Consider the following 18,619-nt stretch of genomic DNA (forward strand, 5'->3'; position numbering starts at 1 on the left):
TTATTGCTATGCTTTCGTCGCCGCGAAAATTTCAACTAACATGCGCTTAACACCCACATCCCACGTAGGAAGTGTCAACCCAAACGTCTTTTGGAGTTTCTGAGTATTGAGACGTGAATTTTGAGGGCGGCGAGCAGGTGTTGGGTAAGCGCTAGTAGGAACCGGATGCGTCTTGCTTACAGCAAGTTCCATGCCTGCTTTTTTCGCTTCAGCAAACACCAGGTTGGCGTAATCAAACCAAGTTGTCGTCCCGGATGCAACCAAGTGATATAAACCAGCAACTTCAGGTTTGCCGATTGCCATTTTTATTGCATGAGCCGTACAGTCAGCAAGCAATTCCGCGCCTGTAGGTGCACCAAACTGATCGTTAATGATGGAAAGCTCTTCACGTTCTTTTGCGAGTCGTAGCATTGTCTTAGCAAAGTTATTGCCTTTACCAGCAAACACCCAACTAGTACGGAAAATGAGATGCTTAGAGCAATATTTTTGCACCGCAATTTCTCCGGCAAGCTTTGTTTCACCGTAAGTATTTAACGGTGCTGTCGCATCCGTCTCCACCCACGGTTTTTCGCCATCACCGGGGAAAACATAATCGGTTGAATAATGAATGATCCAGGCATTAATTTTTTCTGCTTCTTTTGCAATGGCTTCGACACTTGTGGCGTTGAGCAATTGGGCAAAATCACGTTCACTTTCTGCTTTATCTACCGCTGTATGGGCAGCAGCATTGACAATAACATCAGGCTTCACGCGACGAACAGTTTCAGCAACGCCTTCTGGATTACTGAAATCACCGCAGAATTCAGTCGAATGAACATCAACCGCAATAATGTTTCCTAAAGGCGCCAGGGAGCGTTGTAATTCCCAGCCTACCTGTCCCGTTTTACCGAATAACAGAATATTCATTTACGCTCACCATAATTCTGTTCAATCCACGATTTATAGGCACCACTTTTAATATTATCTACCCACTGTTGATTGGTTAAATACCATTCAACCGTTTTGCGAATACCACTTTCAAACGTTTCTTGCGGTTTCCAGTTCAAATCGTGACTAATTTTGCTGGCATCAATAGCGTAACGGCGATCATGGCCTGGACGGTCCGCAACATAGGTAATTTGTTCACGGTATGAAGTGTTTTTAGGAACCATTTCATCGAGCAGGTCACAAATAGCCAGTACCACATCGAGATTTTTCTTCTCATTATGACCACCAATGTTGTAAGTCTCGCCGAGAGACCCTTGAGTCACAACGGTATAAAGTGCGCGAGCGTGATCTTCAACATATAGCCAGTCACGGATCTGATCACCTTTGCCATATACAGGCAAGTTCTTACCTTCAAGCGCATTAAGAATAACCAATGGGATTAGTTTTTCTGGGAAGTGATATGGGCCGTAGTTATTTGAACAGTTGGTTACGATACAAGGCAGACCGTAGGTCCGCTGCCAGGCACGAACTAAATGGTCGCTGGACGCTTTCGATGCAGAATAAGGGCTGCTTGGTGCATATGAAGTTGTTTCGGTAAATAGCGGAAGATCCGTTCCTGCCGCACATTCATCAGGATGCGGCAAATCACCATAGACTTCATCGGTAGAAATATGGTGGAAACGGAAACTTGCTTTACGTTCTTCGTTTAATTTCGACCAATATGCTCGGGCTGCTTCAAGCAATGTATAAGTGCCAACAATATTGGTTTCGATAAATTCCGCAGGCCCGGTGATCGAACGATCAACGTGACTTTCCGCTGCCAAGTGCATCACTGAATCCGGCTGGTGCTCGGCAAAAATTTCGTCCAGTGCATTTCTGTCGCAAATATCTGCTTGCACAAAAGCATAGCGATCATTACCAGAAACTTCTGCTAACGATTCAAGATTACCTGCATAGGTTAATTTATCGACGTTAACGACGCTGTCTTGAGTATTATTTATGATATGACGAACGACCGCTGAGCCTATAAAACCGGCACCACCAGTAACAAGAATTTTCACGGATGCAATCTCTCTTTAATCTTGTAGTAATTTTCTTCGATAAATGAATATCGGACGTTTCAATTAATTTAATTCAGGTAATAATGGCTAATACAAAAGGGGGAATAATTTACATCAGCCATGCTACCGCCCCTGGCTTAACAGCTACCAGAACACTAAACACTTATGTATAGAACGAATTCCCTGCTCTATATCGGCTACATTTTATGAAACATTCGAATGAACAAGAGCTTACAGCATCAGTAGCTTCTAAGATGATTACCCTATTTTGTTCATTCGAATGTCTTGCCATCACCGGCAAACACACTTTGTAACATGCAACTCAAAAAAAACGGCAATCAGTCTTGGCAAGGCTTCAAACAAACAACCTCACCGCCACTATTGACTGCCGCTCTTTGCATCAAATACGTACCATCACTGTTATCAAAACTCTCAGCGCGCCAGCAACTTCTGAATGCTGTCCCTGAACTTCTGGCCTTCTTTATGGTTACGCAGACCATATTGCACAAATGCCTGCATATAACCCATTTTCTTGCCGCAGTCGTAGCTTTCGCCAGTCATTAATGCAACTTCTACCGCTTGTTTTTTATTAAGTGCAGCAATGGCATCGGTTAACTGGATACGTCCCCAGGCACCCGGCTCGGTTTTCTCGAGTTCAGCCCAGATATCAGCTGACAGAACATAGCGCCCTACTGCTGCCAGATCGGAATCCAGTGTTTGTGGTTCATCCGGTTTCTCTACAAACTCGACAATGCGGCCAATCTGCCCATCATTATCTAGCGGTTCTTCCGTTGTGATAACTGAGTAGTCAGACAAATCAACGTTAGGCATGTGTTTTGCCAGAACCTGGCTGCGCCCTGTCTCTCTGAAACGCTCAACAATAGCCGCTAAATTATAACGCAATGGGTCCGCACTTGCGCCATCAAGGATAACGTCAGGCAATACCACAACAAATGGGTTGTCGCCAACAATCGGGCGGGCGCACAAAATGGAGTGACCAAGGCCTAGCGGTTGAGCCTGACGTACGTTCATAATCGTCACGCCCGGAGGGCAGATTGACTGAACCTCAGCGAGCAACTGGCGCTTAACACGCTGCTCAAGCAGAGCTTCAAGTTCATAAGATGTATCGAAGTGGTTTTCAACAGCATTCTTGGATGAATGTGTTACCAGAACGATTTCCTTGATACCAGCAGCTACGATCTCGTCGACGATATATTGGATCATCGGCTTATCGACGATCGGTAACATCTCTTTTGGGATAGCTTTTGTTGCGGGCAACATATGCATGCCCAAGCCTGCTACCGGAATAACTGCTTTCAAATTAATCATATTCAAGCCCACCTCAAAATGGTTGGGGGATTATAGTCTTTTCGTGCGCTGATGCCAGCATGAATTGATCCCCAGAATTAGTACTTCATCTTAACGTTCTCAATAAAGTACGCAAAACCAAAACCTTGATTTATGCATTGCAAAAGCTCGGATTAATCGCAATGTGATTTGACAATCTACTTAGTCGCTACTGGTAGCACAAAATTCAACCCGCTCGTGTTCACATGCTGATGGTCAATCCGATCGATATCCACCGAACTCTGCCCCTTCTCATTCACGGCTCGCACATTAGCCAGCGAGAGGAGCGTATCCCCCTTAGCCATAAAGCGGCCTCGCACGTCTTTGCGCAGGTCGAAGTTAAGCTTCAGCGCTGGTCCAGTTTCAGCGTACTGCATGACGTCAACGTTGCGCAGAAACAAGTGTTGCGGTTTGTTATGCAACTCAAGCGTTGCGCGCTTTAGCGCCGCATTGGTGATGGCAACAAACGACGTCGCGTTACCCGAAGAAATCTGTATTCCACGGCTTTTGTACTGCATATGAGTATTATCAAGCGATATATTGTTTAGTTTAAAATTTTGCGGAATAGATAAATACTTACCCTTGATCGCACCATAACCAATAAGAAAACCCGCACTCTCTTTCATGTCGATATTATCAATCACGAAATTATCACAGCCATAAATTGCTATTGTAGCGTTATCAATTCCCGCTTTCTGGCTGAAAGTATGATTAATGTTGCGGGCCTTAATATTACGAATAACAAAGTGTTTACCATTTTCAACATGTATTAACTGCCTACAATTGCTGCCAGTAATATTCGCCACCACAAAATTCTTCACCGCCTGGTCTTCCGGGTAGTCGTTGTCGTAAGTACTGCCCGCAAGCCCAATCCCAATGCCCCAGTTGATCTTCCCATTGGTACAATCAATGTTTTCAATTACATGGTCTGAGATAAGCAGGTTGTGGTCATTGATAGCAACATTCCATTCTATAGCATCACCCTGCAAGTGGCTAAAATGCCCGTTGGTGATCTTCACGTTCTCCATACGATTATGGAACCCCTGGCGCAATATCGCGTAGTTCGCATCGTGCACCGTAATCTGGTCGATCACCAGGTTACGCATGGTGCGCTGCTCTTTTCCGCCAATGTAGATCTGCGTGACAGGCACAAAACCGCTCATATCAATGCCTTTGATAGTGCAGTCAGAGCCACGCACATCGAGGGTGATATTGTTAAACCGCCCGCCCTTCTCCCCTAACACCTGGCAGCCATCCTGCAGCACAAAACGCCCTTTGCCATTGCCCTTTAAGCCACCAGCGACGTGCAAAGTTTTGCCTTCCGGCATAAAAATGGCGGTATTGATGTTGTCGCAAACCAAATCGGCTGGAACGGATACGATATCAGCCGCTGAGAAAGCCTGTTTGAAAGCGGCAATCCAGTCACCGCTATAGAACTTTTGCACGTTGGCCTCACTTTTAAGGCCTGTGGCAAACACGCTACGAGGTAAGATGAATGGCACCGCGGCCAGCACTGAGCTGGCTTTGAGCAATTTGCGGCGGGAGGAGGAAAACGAAGGGTGAGTCGATTCAAATCTTTTGCGCATACATCCTCGTGAGGTTTCACTCGGTGGGTTTACAGCGTTTGTAGCTGACGGGCTAATTCTCGGTAGATAACTTGCTGGTTAAATTCAGTTTCGACTTTCGCACGGGCCAAGCTGAGCATTGGTTTAAGATCATTGGCTTCGATTCTGCCGAAGGCCTGCAACGTGTCTGCAAGCGCCATTGCATCTTTTTCAGGCACCAGCCAACCGGTGCGACCCGCGTCAATGAGTTCAGGAATACCGCTATGTACGGTGGAGATAACCGGAATACCCACCGCCATCGCCTCCATTAGCGCCACCGGAATACCTTCCATATCGCCATCTTCACCGGTTATCGACGGCAGCAAGAACACATCGGCTTCATCGAGCATCGCTTTCACTTCATGGTTCGGTTTAAAGCCAGGCATAAACACCACGTCATCAAGCTGATTTTGTTCAATAAGTGTGCGCAGGCGCGTTTCCCACGGACCAATACCGAGAATGTTGTAACGGAACTTCACGCCGCGTTCTTTGAGCCGCAGGCAGGCTTCAATCGCGATATGCAGACCTTTCTTCTCGGTCAATCGTGCTACCGAAATAATCTCCAACGTTTTGGCCGGAGCTTTCACGCTACGCTGCGAGAACCGCTCCATATCCACGCCCATACGCGAAACGGTAATCTTGTTGGCCGGGCAACCCATTTTTTGCAAACGCCCCGCCCATAAATTGCTTATCGGCAGCATCAAATCGCCACGGGTAAAGAGTTTTTGATATTCCGGTGTGTAGTGCGCAAGCGCCTCGCGCCCTGAAATATCAATGCCGTGGAACACCGTGGCAATTTTCCCTTTAAGCAGGCCTAATTCACGCAGCTTTGCTGCCGTGACACCTGCCGGGCCGAAGTGGGCGATAAATACATCAGCCTGTACGGTTTGCGGGTTACGGCCACAAATAGAGGAAAGGATCAGGTTGCGCGCCTCCTCGCCATAGCGTTTGGAATTAAGCGCGCGCCAGGTCTGCGGGCGAAGGGCACCACGCAGAGTGTTCAAGGCTCGAGATTGCAGTTTTGCTGCCTTCCCCGAAGGCTCGTCCATCAGCCAGGTGGTTTTCGCAGCCAGATCGTACTCTTTGAATGCCGAGTGGGTATTGGTCAAATCCCCTTTCTGGATGGCGACAATTTCCACCTCAAAACCCATATCGATAAATGCCGTTATCTGATTGAGCACAAAGGTCTCGGAAGCCACAGGAAATTTGAGCAGGAAGAAACCAACTTTCATTTTTCCCCCTTAACACGCTTTAATACCGATTCCACCATGCGCAAACCATCTTCACGTTCGGCGCGCACCGCATGAGCCAGGCGTTCTTTAATTGCTGGTAATTGCCCCAGCACATCCGCCACCACGCTCTGTAACGAGCCGTTCAGCAGTTGGCGAATTTCAATCGCCATTTCCGGCATGCCGAGCTGCTTCATGATGCCCGCAGATTTGTGTTCGTAATTGATAGCAATCGCAGGTGTGCCGAAGTTCATGGAAATAATGGCGGAGTGCAGGCGTGTGCCAACCGTCAGTTCGCATTCGCCGAGAATCTTGCCCATCTCCAGATCGTTAAGCTCATCCATCACCACATGGTATTGCTCAGGGTCATTCACATACTGGCGCAGGTTGAGCGCCACCATGCGGTCATCTTTGTTGTAGCTGTCGATACCCGTACAGGTCGACAACGCCAGCACCTGGTAACCCTGGTCAATGACACGATTCACCACCGAGGCGAATGCCTGCTCATAGGCCTGTTGCGTGGTGCCAAGGCGTTTGTCGAACGGTGCCAGTTCACGCAGCGTAATAGCGACGGTCTTCTTGCGCTTGATGGTTTCCAGCCAATGCTGCACCGCGTAGCTCGGCACAAAGCTGTCATTGTGATGATCGACAAGCCAGGCGGTGTCGACGCCCTGCTCCACTTTGCTGCTATCAATATTGCTTTGCTTCATCAAGTCGAGACTGACGGACTCACGCAAAATCAGCGACTCGGCATTACCGAAAACATAACTCGCCAGGTGATTAAACTGCGGGTCCTGGAATGGCCCAACGCTATGGCCAATCATGTACACCGGCTTTTTGGCCATAAAGCTACACAGCGCGTGCTCAAACTGAGAAACGCCGTATAGATCGACAAAAAATGAGCCGCCGACCTGAATAATCGCGTCATATTTTTGCAGCGATTTCACAAAATCAATAAAGCCCTGCGGGATGGAGATATTGCGCAGGCGCCCGTTGTCCGTGGCTTTCGCCAGCAAAACCTGGTGTTGATACTTGCGGCGCAGCACTTTTTTTACCCGCCCCATCAGCCCAACCGCATTGTTGTGCTGTTTCATCTGCTTATACAAGCCGTCACCCATTACCGGGCGGCCCAGCAGCCATGCAGAACTCACCGGATAACGGCTCATCACATCAACCTGCACGGTGTCATCAATGGTGGTAATCGCATCGATCAGTCCGCGCAGAATGGCGCTGTCACCACGGTTGCCGCAAGTGTGGTTGCCAAGAATCAATAATTTCATATAAATCAGACCTCTTATTAAGGGGTTTTAGCTTGCGCGAAGCAGTGTTTTTAAACGGTCGTTACGGCAGAAGTGTCGCTTCATCTCAACCACCAGCGCATTACGTGAGAGCACCAGCATGACGATAAAGGCCAATGCGCCAGCCGCGATTTGTACGCCCACCAGCAAACCGAGCGAAAGGTGCCCTTTCAGGGCAATTCCCAGCGCACTACTCACCACAATGGTTGGAATCGAAAGGTAAAACGGTAGCCAGATGCTCTGAATGTACTGGCGGTAACTGGACCCAAGCACCGGTTTAATCATGATGAAATAGCTCAGAACGGTGTTCACCACCTGCACGAACAGGAAGCCAAGCGTCACGCCCAGTGCGCCAGCAAGGTGCCCGCCGACAATAATCGCCGGGATAAACAGGCAGGTTTTGAAAACGTTGAATTTAAAGCTGATATCCACTCGCGCTTTTGCCATCAGTAATGACCCAATCGGGTTACCGATAGAACGCAGCAGCCCCACCACGCACAGCAGTTGCAGAATTGGCGTAATAAACTGCCACTTTTCACCAAACACCAGCGGCACAAAGTTGTTCGATACCACCAGCAGGCCGAGCAGCGCCGGGAAGTTGATAATCCCGACAATCGACAGCAACTTGTAGAAATTGAGGCGTAACTTGTCGGTATCATCCTGAATCTTGGCAAATGCCGGGAATAATACGCGAGTGATGATCGGGTTGAGCTTCATTGGTGGCACCACCGCCACGTTATAAGCGAGGTTATAGCCACCAGCGATACTTGCGCCAAGGATGCGCGCTAGCACCAGCGTTGAAAGGTTGGTATTCACGTAATTGATGATGCTGTCCGCAGTCAGCCACGCGCCAAACTTGAGGTTCGAGCCGACGGACTTGAGTGAAAAATGCAGGCCCGGGCGATAAATCTTACGGCCAAAGAAGCCAAACAGAGAGGTGCGCACCACGGTGTTCACCAGGTAACCGACGATCGCGGTCATGGCGAACGGGTAATACATCGCCGCCCCCACGGTGACAGTAAAGCCCGCCATCACCGAAACAGTTTCAATTGAGCCGATTTTTGAAAACTCGAGCTCCTTTTGCATGAGCGCACGGAACTGTTGGCCGTGGGGAATGACAATAAAAGCAAACGACAGGGTTTTGATAAGCGGTGCAAGCTTAGGTGCGTGCAGTACCGAGGCGATAAAATCGCTCAGCAAAAACACCAGCGCAAACACCACTAGCCCCAGGCCGACGTTCAGCCAGTAGAGCGTGGTTAATTCAAGATGGCTGATTTCTTTGCGCTGAATAATCGAGTTGGCAATACCAAAATCCGACAGCGTATCGGCCAGCGCGATAATCACCAGTGAAATGGTCAGCAAGCCAAACTCGTGGTTGTCGACAATGCGCGCCAGCACCGTCATCTGCACCAGGCCCAGGCTAATAATAATCACCGTGGCGATGGCGGACCATTTCGCGCCGCTGATGGTTTTTTCTCTCAGGCTCATTAAAGACTCACTTAATACGCAGCTTTATTAACAAAGCCTTTGAAGATGGTCAGAAAGACAATTTTGATGTCAAACCACAGGCTCCATTCGCGGATGTATTCCAGGTCAAACTCAACGCGCTTTTCCATTTTCTCAAGCGTGTCGGTTTCACCGCGCCAGCCGTTGATTTGCGCCCAGCCGGTAATGCCGGGCTTCACTTTGTGGCGCAGCATGTAGCCTTCAATCAGCAAACGATATTGTTCGTTATGTGCAACCGCATGGGGGCGAGGACCGACAATCGACATCTCACCCATCAGCACATTAATAAACTGCGGCAGCTCATCGAGCGACGTGCGGCGCAGGAAATTCCCCACCGGCGTAATACGCTTGTCGCCTTTGGTGGCCTGAGTCACGACAGCATCGTTTTCCATCACTTTCATGGAGCGGAATTTCCATACTTTGATTGGCTTGCCATCCATGCCGTAACGCGTCTGGCGGAAGATAACCGGGCCTGGGGAGGTCAGTTTTACCGCAGCACTAATGCACAGCAGTACCGGGGAAATAAACAGCAAGATCATCGCCGACAACACGATATCTTCGAGGCGTTTCAGAATCCGGTTGATACCGTTTAGCGGGGTAGCAAACAGCGGCACAACCGGCACACCGTTAACTTCTTCAGTGCGGGAGTTAAGAATATTGAAGGTGAAGACATCGGGGATTAGCATCACCGAACAGGTGGTATCCGTGAGTTCGCGGACCAGAGTTTTAATCTGCGCTTCTTCACTCATCGCCATGGCGATGTAGATATTGTCGATTTGCCCTGCGCGCGCCTGTTCAACAAGGTCGGCAAAAGAGCCGGCATAATCACCGTGTGGGGATTCAGGCTGCTGGTCGTCATAAACCCCGGTGACATCAAAGCCTAACCACGGTTCGTTACGGAAACTTTCGGCCAGTGTGTAACCCACCGGCAGTGAACCCGCGATGGCAATACGACGCGTGTTGTAGCCCATATTGCGCAACCAACCAGCACCGAAGCGAATAAACGAACGGCACATCACCATGCCGAAACTGGTCAGCACATACCAGGCCAGATACACCCAGAATGAGCCATCAAAGTCAGGGTTAAACGCCAGTAATCCGGCACTAAAAATCAGACTTAGCGTCCAGTTTTGCAGCAGCAGCATCAGTTCGCTGGAAATTCTCACTCCGCGCCAGGAGCGATAAAAATCGGTCATTCCACCAATCATCTGGAAGACCACGAGGGCGAGTAACGCCATCAGCAAATGCATATACAAAAACGGTAACGCGTTAACCTGACACACTACCCATAACCCAACAAACATGATGGTTATGTCAGAAAAACGTTGCACCATAGAGATTAACGATGCGTTCGTTTTTGGCAGCTCGCGCTTTTTTAGGTTTGTCATCGTTTTACCTTTATTAAAAGGGTGACGGATCCCCTTTCCTGCCTCAGGAGATTTCCGTCCCCACAGATCACTGATTCAACAGTTCCATAATTTCCTGCGTTCGCGCCTGCATCAGTTGTTCATTACTGCGCGATTCCACATTCAGGCGCACCACCGGCTCGGTATTTGAACTGCGCAGGTTAAAACGCCAGTCGGCAAACGCCATGCTCACGCCGTCGGTGTGGTCCACTTCCTGCGCGTGCGGCGCAAAGTGCTGCTGCACACGCGCAATCGCGACTTTCGGGTCCGCCAGCTTGCTGTTGATTTCCCCGCTCGCCGGCCACGCCGCCATACGGTCACGCACCAGCTCACCAAGGGTTTTCCCTTTCAGGCACAGCAACTCGGTCACCAGCAGCCACGGGATCATCCCGCTGTCGCAGTAAGCAAAATCACGGAAATAGTGGTGGGCGCTCATTTCACCGCCGTAAATGGCGTCTTCCTGGCGCATACGCTCTTTGATAAACGCATGACCGGTTTTCGACATCACCGGCGTGCCGCCTGCGCGCTCAACGATATCTACCGTGTTCCACGACAGGCGCGGGTCATGAATAATCTTCGCCCCCGGCTGTTTTTCAAGGAATGCCGCCGCCAGCAGACCGACGATGTAATAACCTTCGATAAACTGCCCTTTCTCATCGAACAGGAAGCAGCGGTCGAAATCGCCGTCAAAAGCGATACCCATATCCGCGCCATGTTCAATCACCGCGTTGCGGGTATCGTCGCGGCACTCCGGTAGCAGCGGGTTCGGGATACCGTTAGGGAAATTACCGTCAGGCTGGTTATGTACTTTTATGAACGTCAGCGGCACGTTGAGTGCCTTAAAGCGTGCTTCGATGGCATCAACAATCGGGCCCGCCGCGCCATTACCGGAGTTAATCACCAGTTTCAGCGGCTTGATGTTTTTGACGTTGATGTACGAGAACAGGTGGTCGATGTACGCCTCAACCACCGAAACTTTCTGGTAGCTGCCGCGTTTTGCCGCGTCCACCGGCGGGAAGTCGTTGGCTTCCGCCAGGCGCTGCACATCACGCAGGCCGGTATCGCCGCTAATAGGGCGAGCCCCTTCGCGCACCAGCTTCATGCCGTTGTAGTCCATCGGGTTATGGCTGGCGGTGACTTCAATGCCGCCGTCCACATTCAGATACCAGGTGGCAAAATAGATTTCCTCGGTGCCGGACAGGCCGATATCCAGCACGTCCACACCCGCATCCTGCAACCCTTTTGCCAGCGCCAGCTTGAGCGCTTCGCTGGTCAGTCGCACGTCGCCGCCCAGCACAATGGTTTTCGGTTTCAGGTACTCGCCATAGGCGCGGCCAATGCGTTCGGCAATCTCTTCATTCAGCTCTTCGCCCAGCTTGCCGCGAATGTCATAGGCTTTAAAACAGGTTAATTCAGTCATGTTTTACCTCTTTTCAGGCAACAGTCAGCCCTCTCCAGTACGGAGATAACTTTTTCTAAAATGTATAACCATTAGATTTCGCGTTGCAGGAAGGCGGCAAATGCGTGCATCGCCGGGAGCTTAGTTAACTAAGTGACCGGTGTGCGCAAAGGAAGCCAACGCATCTGCAGCGTGAAATATGATGGTTAGATGCGTCCGTAGCGATCCTGAAAACGCACAATGTCGTCTTCTTCGAGGTAGGTGCCGGAACGCACTTCAATCAGATCGAGCGGTATTTTCCCCGGGTTTTCCAGGCAGTGGGTGACACCCAGCGGAATGTAGATGGACTCGTTTTCACCGAGCAGTTTCACTTCCTCACCCAGGGTCACTTTCGCGGTGCCGGCTACCACAATCCAGTGCTCGGCGCGGTGATGGTGCATCTGCAAAGACAGGCCCTCGCCTGGTTTCACGGTGATGCGTTTCACCTGGTAGCGTTCACCTTCGTCAATAGAGTCGTACTTGCCCCACGGGCGGTACACTTCGCGGTGGTTGTGGTGTTCGTGGCGGCCATCGAATTTAATCTGCTCAACCACTTTCTTCACGCTTTGCACGTGGTCGCGATCGGCAATCAGCACCGCATCTTTGGTCTGCACAACAATCAGGTCTTTCACGCCAACGGTGGTAACCAAGCCGGATTCGGCGTAGATGTAACTGTTCTCAGTAGAGTGACTTATCACATCGCCATGATGCACATTACCCTGCTGGTTTTTGGTGCTGATTTCCCACAGCGAAGACCATGAACCGACGTCGCTCCAGCCGGCATCCATCGGCACAACTACCGCATCAGCAGTTTTTTCCATCACCGCGTAGTCAATAGACTCGTCAGGACATGCCAGGAATGCGGCTTCATCGACACGCACAAAATCGAGATCCGGGTCGATGTTCGCCATTGCTTTTTCGCAGGCGCTGAGAATATCCGGGCGGAATTTTTTTAACTCTTCGAGGTAGCGCCCGGCGCGGAACAGGAACATACCGCTGTTCCAGTAATATTCGCCACTGGCGACGTATGCCTGCGCGGTGGCGATATCCGGTTTTTCGACAAACTGCGCCACACCAAACGCAATCGCATCCGCATCAGGTGCATTCGGGTTTATCACTTCGCCACGGCGAATGTAGCCATAGCCCGTTTCTGGCAGATCCGGGACGATGCCGAAAGTCACCAGTTTGCCCGCTTCGGCATACGGCAGCGCATTACGCACCGCGCTTCGGAATGCATCTTCGTCCTGGATAACGTGGTCAGCGGCCAGTATCAGCATCAGCGGGTCATTTTCTGGCTGATTGCGTATTGCCGCCAGCGCTGCCAGCGCGATGGCTGGAGCGGTGTTGCGCCCGGCAGGCTCCAGCACAATATTTTCCGTCAGCTTGTTCAGCTCGCGCAGCTGTTCGGCGACGATAAAACGGTGTTCTTCATTGCAAATTACCACCGGGCTTTCGCAATCGACGCCGTTTAAACGGCTAACGGTGGTTTGCAACATCGTCAGTTCGCCTTTCAGGCACAGGAACTGTTTCGGGTAAAGCACGCGGGACAACGGCCACAAGCGGCTACCGTTTCCTCCAGCCATGATGACCGGATAGAGTCTGGAATTAGTCATAATTAACCCTGAATGTCCGCAATAAATTGATTCAACACGCTGTTTTTCTCGAGCGTGCGCTCGGCATATTCACATGCCACGATGTTATGTTCCGGCAGTTGCAGGCAGCGCTGAATGCCATCGGCCAGGGCATCAACCGATTCCGGCTCAACACACACCGCGATACCGGAAAACGCATCGCAAAGTTGGCCGAGTTCGGTGTCTGGTTCTGCGGTAATCACCGCATTGCCGCCCACCGCAAGAATGTTGGTCAGTTTTGATGGCAGAACCGCGTCCGCCGCACCTCGGCGCTGAATGACCAAATGACAATCGGCAAGCTTAAGTAACGCTGGCAGCGCGTCGTAAGGCTGCAACGGATGGAACACCACGTTGTGCAGCCCTTTATCCTGCGCCAGTTTTTGCAGGCGAGCCTTGCCGCCGCCCTGCCCGACAATCACGAATAAATACGGCTGGTTAGCAAAACGTTCAGCCACTTCAATGACCGTTTCCAGCCCCTGTTTTTCGCCGATGTTGCCGGAATAGAGGATGATTTTTTTATCAGCAGGCAATTGCAGGCTGTCACGAACCGCCAGAATTTCTTCACGGGAAATACCGCGAAAACGCTCTACTTCGGACCAGTTAGGGAAGAAGATCACTTTCTTCGGATCCACACCCTTTTCAGCCGCTTTGTTCATCATCGAACGCGAAATGGTCGAAACGTTGTCAACGTTATGCAGGCCGCTTTGTTCAAAACGGCTGGCCAGGCGGGCCACTTTCCCCTGTTTTTTGCCCGCCATTCCGAGGCCGAGCATGGCGTCGACTTCGTAATCCTGAATATGTAGCAAGGTGCGTGCACCGCTGAGTTTTGCGAGCAGGCGCATGCCCGGTACACAAAATAGCGTCGGCACCACACCGATAATGCGGTCCGGCTTCCAGCGGCGTTGCGCCAGCAGCGGGAATAAAGAACTCAGTGCAAAGCTGCCCAAATGAATCAGGCGCTTTATCGTTGAAGGCTGCTTTGGTACATACAGCGGGCAACGCCAGACAGTGGCGGCCCCCACTTCCTTCTTGTACTTCCAGGCGGAATAATCGGGATGGACTTCCCAAACAGGATAGTAAGGCGGTGCGGTGATAACACGCACCTCGTGGCCCTGGCGCGTCATCCATTCAACCATTTCGCCGGTATATTTGCCGATGCCAGTCAATTCCGGGGAGTAATTAATGCCGTAGACCAGAATCTTCATAATCCGATGACCTTATTTGCCTGAGCGCCCTCAAAATAAGCGCGACTGTTGTCATGCACATCGTCACGAGCCAACAATTCTTCAGGCGTTAACCAGCAATAAGCACAGTGTTGCGCATCCGGCAGTTGCAATGCACTGGCATCAACACGCAGGCGGAATCCCAGCACGATGTAGTGCGTGGAGAAATCCGTGCCGGAGAAGTTGTCGTCATAGAAGTGCTGCCACACGCCGTAAAACTCGCCGTCCTGCAACGTGAACGGCGTGCCTAATTCAGCTTCGGTTAAGCGTGCAAAAGCCCGCTCCAGCGTTTCGTCTTTCTGTACCCGGCCTCCCGGCACGAACCAAAAGTTCTGCGCCGGGCGCTGAGTGCGTTGCCCCAGCAGGAATTCTCCTGCCTGATTTTCAACGATCAGATCGATTGAGATCAGCGGTGTGGAGCGGACAACGGTTGAGAAGTCTTCAGCACTCAGAAACATATTTACCCCCGGAACCGTTGCTGGTTTTCGAGGAACCACTGGTAGGTGCTGGCAAGGCCAGGCTCCAGGGTGATTTCCGGATACCATCCCAGGCGGCGCAGGCGGGTAACGTCCAGCAGTTTGCGCGGTGTGCCATCAGGTTTAGTGGCATCAAACACCACGCGCCCACGGTAGCCCGTGACTTTGGCGATGGTTTGCGCCAGCTCGCGGATGGTGCAATCCACACCGGTGCCGACGTTAATGTGCGACAGCATCGGCTGGGTATTTTCCTGCCACACTTCGCTGGCCATTTCCATAATGTGAATGCTGGCTGCCGCCATATCATCGACATGCAGGAATTCGCGCATTGGCGTGCCGCTACCCCACACCACCACATCCGGCGAATTTTGCTGCGTCGCTTCGTGGAAACGGCGCAGTAACGCAGGGATCACGTGCGAGTTACTTGGGTGGAAGTTATCGTTCGGCCCATACAAATTAGTTGGCATCACCGAACGATAATCACGACCGTACTGGCGGTTATACGACTCGCACAGTTTGATCCCGGCGATTTTGGCAATCGCATACGGCTCGTTAGTCGCTTCAAGCGTGCCTTGCAGCAGCTCGCTTTCCGCCATTGGCTGGTGAGCTATTTTCGGGTAAATGCACGATGAACCGAGGAACAACAGCTTATTAACATTGTGCGTATGCGCGCTGTGAATAATGTTGCTCTCAATAATCAGATTTTCGTAGATGAAGTCGGCCGGATAAGTGTTGTTAGCAACAATTCCGCCCACTTTTGCCGCGGCCAGGTAAACCTGGTCAATACGCTCCTCGGCAAAGAAGGCATTCACCGCTGCACCATCTAACAGGTTCAATTCATCGCGATTACGCAGCACCAGTTCGACATCAGCGCGTTGTTCAAGCTGACGGACGATGGCCGAACCGACCATCCCCCGATGGCCGGCAACAAAGATACGGTGTTTATTCATGCTCAGGACTCCAGCGCGATGGCAACCTCGTAACCGTGGGACTTAAGCAACGAGTGTTTTTTCGCCGCTTCCAGATCTTTAGCGACCATTTCGCCAACCATCTCTTTAAGCGTGATTTCTGGTTTCCAGCCCAGTTTTTCGTGTGCTTTAGTTGGGTCACCCAGCAGGGTTTCCACTTCAGCAGGACGGAAGTAACGTGGGTCAACAGAGACAATCACATCACCTGGTTTCACACCCGGCGCATCGTGGCCCGTGACAGAAACAACAATGCCTTTCTCTTCCACACCCGTACCTTCAAAGCGCAGTTTGATACCCAGCTGTGCCGCTGACATTTCCACGAACTGACGCACGGAGTACTGCACACCGGTGGCAATCACGAAATCCTCTGGCGTCTCTTGTTGCAGCATCATCCACTGCATTTTGACGTAGTCTTTGGCATGGCCCCAGTCACGCAGAGAATCCATGTTGCCCAGATACAGGCATTTTTCCAGGCCCTGAGAAATGTTGGCGATAGCGCGGGTGATTTTACGGGTGACGAAGGTTTCGCCACGGCGTGGGGATTCGTGGTTAAACAAAATCCCGTTACAGGCGTACATGCCGTAGGATTCGCGGTAGTTGACGGTGATCCAGTAGGCGTAAAGTTTGGCAACGGCATACGGAGAGCGCGGATAGAAAGGTGTGGTTTCTTTCTGCGGGGTTTCTTGTACCAGGCCGTAGAGCTCGGAAGTGGATGCCTGGTAGAAACGGGTTTTCTTCTCAAGGCCTAAGAAACGAATCGCTTCCAGAAGGCGCAGCGTACCCATGGCATCAACGTCTGCAGTGTATTCCGGGGATTCAAAAGAAACCGCTACATGGCTCATCGCGCCCAGGTTATACACTTCATCCGGCTGCACTTCGGAAAGAATACGGGTCAGGTTTGAGCTGTCCGTCAGATCACCGTAGTGCAGATGGAATTTTGGATTGCTGGTGTGTGGATCCTGGTAAATATGATCAACACGTTCGGTGTTGAAGGAAGATGCACGGCGCTTAATACCATGAACTTCATAACCTTTTTCCAGCAGCAGTTCCGCCAGATAGGAGCCGTCTTGCCCGGTTACACCCGTGATGAGAGCTACTTTAGTCATAATAATTCCTATGATTGAAGATTAAATTAAGAGCTTTGCTTTAAATAAAGCGCTCACGCTCGATCGCGTATTTTTACTGCTGGGTTACCCCGGCAAACGGCATTCGCCGGTAATGATTTATAAATGCTGCTACGCGCACCCACGACGGTGCCATTTCCAATCGTGACGCCAGGTGAAACAAATACATCGGTTGCCAGCCAGCATTTTTCACCAATGACAATTGGCGAGGCGGTAATATCAAAATGCTTACTCATATAATCGTGACTACCGGTACACAAATAACACTTTTGTGACACCACAGAATTTTCGCCTATCGTGATATCGCCCAGCGTATATAACACGGCGTCATCGCCTACCCAGGCATAATCACCCAGCGTTAATTTCCACGGATAAGTAATTTTTACTGACGGACGAATCACAACACCTTTACCAATCCGTGCGCCAAACAGGCGTAATAAAAAGGCACGCCAGCGATAAAATATTTGTGGCGACCAGGCAAATAATGTTGCTTGTACCGCCCACCACAGTTGAACCTTAATAGGATGCCCACCCCGGAAACCTTTCGGCACCGAGAAGCCATTTAATTCCTGCATAATATTTCCTACGTTTTTGTCGGATGTCGCTGACGCTAATCCGACCTACAGAATCAGGCTTTGTTATAAAGTTCTTTTGCTTTTCCGGTAGTACGCAGACGGATCTTATAAGATAATTCTGCAATAAATCCCGGCACGCCTAATATCTTGCGCTGAACATTTTTTGCATCCCGACACAATTCAATATTATTTGATGTCGACACGCCGCCCATGGAAAATTCAGATACCAACCCCTTGACGCGTTTGAATGAATAACCTTTTTTATACATACGTGCGGCAAGCGCATAATCCGATGAGACTTTATATTGCAGATCGTAAGGGTATTTACGCAGCCCTGATACTGGGAAAAATATCGCCTGATGGCTGGCAGGTAAACTGTGGTAGATATACCAGCCCTGCTTTGCGCGGCGTTCTATTTTTGTACCGTCGCCGAAATCTAATAACGCATCGCCAATCACCATCGCATTATCAGTCGAGGGCATAGCAGCCAGTTGATGCGCGACGGTGGCAATATCCTGGTGGAAAATGTCACCGGAATTGAGGAACAAAGCAAAGCGGCCCCGGGCCATCTCAATACCTTTGTTCATTGCATCATAAATGCCGTTATCTTTCTCACTAACATAACGTAACTGGTACTGACCATTGAGGTTTTCCAGAAACTCTGCGGTGCCGTCATTTGAGGCGCCATCCACAACAATCCACTCAAATGTGATGCCTGGTGCCTTCGCTAAGTGAGCCAGCGAATGCCAGGTTTTTTCTATTCCGGCGAGATTTTTATAAGCAACCGTGATGACACTTAGCAGCAT

The 18,619-nt window shown here is 50.6% G+C and carries 16 protein-coding genes; all 16 read right to left on the minus strand.

What is annotated here, in order from left to right:
* Positions 1-6: 6 nt before the first annotated feature.
* Entirely contained in the window at positions 7-906 is a 900-nt protein-coding gene (gene rfbD / locus M977_RS03475) for a dTDP-4-dehydrorhamnose reductase (RefSeq protein WP_064512198.1), read from the minus strand.
* A complete protein-coding gene (gene rfbB / locus M977_RS03480) occupies positions 903-1,988 on the minus strand; it encodes a dTDP-glucose 4,6-dehydratase (protein WP_064512200.1) in 1,086 nt (361 codons plus the stop codon). Before rfbB ends, rfbD begins: the two co-directional genes overlap by 4 nt.
* A gap of 432 nt (positions 1,989-2,420) precedes the next feature.
* Positions 2,421-3,317, minus strand: coding sequence for a UTP--glucose-1-phosphate uridylyltransferase GalF (galF, locus tag M977_RS03485; RefSeq protein WP_064512202.1), 897 nt, complete (start codon positions 3,315-3,317; stop codon positions 2,421-2,423).
* 176 nt (positions 3,318-3,493) lie between these two features.
* Entirely contained in the window at positions 3,494-4,921 is a 1,428-nt protein-coding gene (gene wcaM, locus M977_RS03490) for a colanic acid biosynthesis protein WcaM (protein ID WP_064512204.1), read from the minus strand.
* Positions 4,922-4,950: 29 nt separating this feature from the next.
* Positions 4,951-6,171, minus strand: a complete 1,221-nt coding sequence (gene wcaL / locus M977_RS03495) for a colanic acid biosynthesis glycosyltransferase WcaL (protein WP_064512205.1) — start codon at positions 6,169-6,171, stop codon at positions 4,951-4,953.
* Positions 6,168-7,448 (minus strand): colanic acid biosynthesis pyruvyl transferase WcaK, encoded by a 1,281-nt coding sequence (gene wcaK / locus M977_RS03500; RefSeq protein ID WP_064512207.1) that lies wholly within the window; start codon positions 7,446-7,448, stop codon positions 6,168-6,170. Before wcaK ends, wcaL begins: the two co-directional genes overlap by 4 nt.
* Before the next feature lie 27 nt (positions 7,449-7,475).
* Positions 7,476-8,954, minus strand: a complete 1,479-nt coding sequence (locus M977_RS03505; protein ID WP_064512209.1) for an MOP flippase family protein — start codon at positions 8,952-8,954, stop codon at positions 7,476-7,478.
* Between the two features lie 11 nt (positions 8,955-8,965).
* Positions 8,966-10,360, minus strand: coding sequence for an undecaprenyl-phosphate glucose phosphotransferase (gene wcaJ / locus M977_RS03510; protein WP_064512211.1), 1,395 nt, complete (start codon positions 10,358-10,360; stop codon positions 8,966-8,968).
* 67 nt (positions 10,361-10,427) lie between these two features.
* Complete coding sequence (gene cpsG, locus M977_RS03515) at positions 10,428-11,798, minus strand: colanic acid biosynthesis phosphomannomutase CpsG (protein ID WP_064512214.1); 1,371 nt, start codon at positions 11,796-11,798, stop codon at positions 10,428-10,430.
* 185 nt (positions 11,799-11,983) lie between these two features.
* Complete coding sequence (gene cpsB / locus M977_RS03520) at positions 11,984-13,429, minus strand: mannose-1-phosphate guanyltransferase (protein ID WP_064512216.1); 1,446 nt, start codon at positions 13,427-13,429, stop codon at positions 11,984-11,986.
* A gap of 2 nt (positions 13,430-13,431) precedes the next feature.
* Positions 13,432-14,652, minus strand: a complete 1,221-nt coding sequence (gene wcaI, locus M977_RS03525; protein ID WP_064512218.1) for a colanic acid biosynthesis fucosyltransferase WcaI — start codon at positions 14,650-14,652, stop codon at positions 13,432-13,434.
* Positions 14,649-15,128: a GDP-mannose mannosyl hydrolase gene (locus tag M977_RS03530; protein WP_064512219.1), complete on the minus strand. Its 480-nt coding sequence runs from the start codon at positions 15,126-15,128 to the stop codon at positions 14,649-14,651. Before M977_RS03530 ends, wcaI begins: the two co-directional genes overlap by 4 nt.
* A gap of 2 nt (positions 15,129-15,130) precedes the next feature.
* Positions 15,131-16,096 carry a GDP-L-fucose synthase gene (fcl, locus tag M977_RS03535; protein WP_064512221.1) on the minus strand — a complete coding sequence of 322 codons (966 nt, stop codon included), beginning with the start codon at positions 16,094-16,096 and terminating at the stop codon, positions 15,131-15,133.
* Positions 16,097-16,098: 2 nt separating this feature from the next.
* Positions 16,099-17,220 carry a GDP-mannose 4,6-dehydratase gene (gene gmd / locus M977_RS03540; RefSeq protein ID WP_064512223.1) on the minus strand — a complete coding sequence of 374 codons (1,122 nt, stop codon included), beginning with the start codon at positions 17,218-17,220 and terminating at the stop codon, positions 16,099-16,101.
* Positions 17,221-17,273: 53 nt separating this feature from the next.
* On the minus strand, positions 17,274-17,813 hold the full coding sequence (gene wcaF / locus M977_RS03545; protein WP_064512226.1) for a colanic acid biosynthesis acetyltransferase WcaF: 540 nt from the start codon (positions 17,811-17,813) through the stop codon (positions 17,274-17,276).
* 53 nt (positions 17,814-17,866) lie between these two features.
* Complete coding sequence (wcaE, locus tag M977_RS03550; RefSeq protein ID WP_064512228.1) at positions 17,867-18,619, minus strand: colanic acid biosynthesis glycosyltransferase WcaE; 753 nt, start codon at positions 18,617-18,619, stop codon at positions 17,867-17,869.

Source organism: Buttiauxella gaviniae ATCC 51604, assembly GCF_001654835.1.
In the GTDB taxonomy this organism is placed as follows: Bacteria; Pseudomonadota; Gammaproteobacteria; order Enterobacterales; family Enterobacteriaceae; genus Buttiauxella; species Buttiauxella gaviniae.